We start from the raw sequence: 2,350 nt of genomic DNA on the forward strand, positions 1-2,350 counted from the left end.
CCGCGATCCTGAAGGTTGGGCACAGCCCTCAGGTGCCGGCAATGTACCGCACTCTTCTTTTGCTGCTTTACGGCAGCGGTATGCGCATCGGTGAAGCGCTTCGCTTGGTCTTGCAGGACGTGGATTTGGGCGAGCAGATCATCACCGTCCGCGACACGAAGTTCTTCAAAACGCGTCTCGTTCCGATTGGACCAAGGCTCAACTGCGAACTGGCTGCACATATCGAACGCCGGCACCTTCTCCCTTTGCCGCGCGGGGAAGAATCCCCGTTGTTCACTACGCGCGATGGCCGGCCGTGGCACTACGTGCGGGTCATTTCCTGGTTCCAGCATGTCCGCCATGCCGCCGGAATCAGTTGCCCTATCGGGGAGCTGCGGCCGCCACGGCTGCACGATATTCGTCACTATCTACCCTGCCGGACTATGTCGGGTAGTTTTTTCCTCAGCCGCAAACCACTGAGGAATATGGCTATTTCCTACAGAGATGCCATGCTACCCGACATAGTCTGCCCCATTTTACAGGCTGTTTAAGAACCCCAACAAATTGTCGTCAGGTCGATAGCGGGATGACTTGCCGAGATATGGGGATGTCTTTGCCAACGCCGCCTCCTTCATCGCCAATGTCGCCTCGAGATAGATCTGTGTCGTCTCGACCGATTCATGNTAGAATGTACTGAACGCCATGAACGCTCAGCCGCTCACCTTTTGCGCTGGGAAACAGGATACCTTGGTCTCCCCGCTGAGGCTCTTTCAGCCAGTTTCTCAGGACTACGGTCGTAGACTTGGCGAACGGGGTGCAGCGTTCCTTGCGCCCTTTGCCAATGACGCGCAGGTGGGCGCCCGTTCCGAAAAATAGATCATCCCGCTTGAGACCGGTGATCTCAGATAGCCGCAATCCGGTCTGCACGGCGACCAGCAGGAACGCGTGATCGCGTCGGCCGGACCAGGTCGATTGATCTGATGCGGCCAGCAAGGCATCGACCTCTGGGCGGGTCAGGAAATTGACCAATGTTCGAGTGAAGCGCTTGCTGGGGATTGCGAGCACGCGTTGAATTTGGGCGGAATGCTCGGGTGCTTCGAAGGCGGCATAGCGAAAGAAGGAATGAATCGCCGTGAGGCGCAAGTTGCGGCTGCGGACGCTGATGCCCTGATGGTTCTCCAGGTCATCAAGGAAGGCAACGATCAACGGCGCGTCGACTTCCTCGAAGCTCAGGCGAGACGGCGGCTTATGCAGTGTTCGTGTAGCGAACTTCAGCAACTGCCGAAATGTGTCCCTATAGGAACTGATCGTATGAGGGCTTGCCTGCCGCTGTTGCATCAGGCGTTGAATGAAAAATCGCTCCAAAAGTGGCGCCAGACTGTCATGTTTGATCATGTCCGATCCTCCCAGCGGCACTCAAGACGACGCATCGCTTCTGTCATCAGCTCAGGCGAGGCGCTAAGGTACCATTGCGTGTCGGCCACGTGGGCATGACCGAGATAGGTGGACAAAATCGGCAGAAGCCGCTCTGGATCTTGCTCGGCTTGATACCAGCGCAACAGCGTATTTGTGGCGAAGACGTGCCGCATGTCGTGCAGACGCGGACCGTGGCTGTCATCAATCCCGCGCAGGCCAATCCGCCGGGACAGAGCATAGAATGTTCGATGAATGTCACCCACGTCGAGGCGATTACCTCGATAGGAGGTGAACAAATAAGGCGACGCTGCCAGGGCTGCGTTATGTCGNAGCAATCCGAACAGGCAGTAGTATGTCAACGGCCTGAGCTTGCAGCAGGTATAATGGCACGGCATCTCAAGTGCGGCGGACAGAAGCCGCCGGATGTCGTCCTGTGAATAGAGATATGGGCGCGCCCGCTTCGGGCGAAAAGGCAGCAGCCCGTCTGGCGGAATTTGCGTCCGCGGATCGGTGGCAACCCGATGACGGGCAAATCCGCGAATGTAGCTCAGTCGCTTGGCCCAATTTGAAGGTTGCGATTTTAGGGGCCGCTGGGCCCATTTGAGGGCCAGTTCCGTGGTGATATAGGGGGCATCGTTAGCTTCCAGGAAGCTGACGAAATCGATCAATCCTCTTCCCGCTTGTTCCAGCTTGAACCCCAGCCCGCGGCGCATATCGATATAGTCGTGGGCAGCCTGTCGGAGCGCGTTCATTGAACTTCTCCCGGCCATACCATAGCCAATGTTCGCAGGGCGGTGAGGTCGACCTTGGCATAAATCGCCGTTGTCTCCACATGGCGGTGCCCCAGAACTTCGCCGATCTCACCGAGCGAGGCGCCGCCACGCAGCATCTCTGAAGCGAGGCCATGTCGGAACTGGTGCGCTCCTGTTGTGGGAGCATTGATCCCGGCCCGCCG

Annotated in this window: 2 protein-coding genes and 1 pseudogene; 1 reads left to right on the top strand and 2 read right to left on the bottom strand. The window is 57.9% G+C overall.

The window, feature by feature from the left end:
- Positions 1-530 (top strand): tyrosine-type recombinase/integrase (locus CEV33_RS01400; RefSeq protein ID WP_167388087.1); only part of this gene is annotated, 530 nt, incomplete at its 5' end.
- Here CEV33_RS01400 and CEV33_RS01405 read toward each other — a convergent pair.
- Together CEV33_RS01405 and CEV33_RS01415 are read right to left on the bottom strand one after the other, a co-directional pair.
- Positions 516-1,374: pseudogene (locus CEV33_RS01405) on the bottom strand (tyrosine-type recombinase/integrase). The gene CEV33_RS01400 and the pseudogene CEV33_RS01405 overlap by 15 nt on opposite strands.
- Positions 1,375-2,143: 769 nt before the next feature.
- A partial coding sequence (locus CEV33_RS01415) for a tyrosine-type recombinase/integrase (RefSeq protein WP_167388088.1) occupies positions 2,144-2,350 on the bottom strand: 207 nt, incomplete at its 5' end.

This window comes from Brucella grignonensis (assembly GCF_002252505.1).
Taxonomy (GTDB): Bacteria; Pseudomonadota; Alphaproteobacteria; order Rhizobiales; family Rhizobiaceae; genus Brucella; species Brucella grignonensis.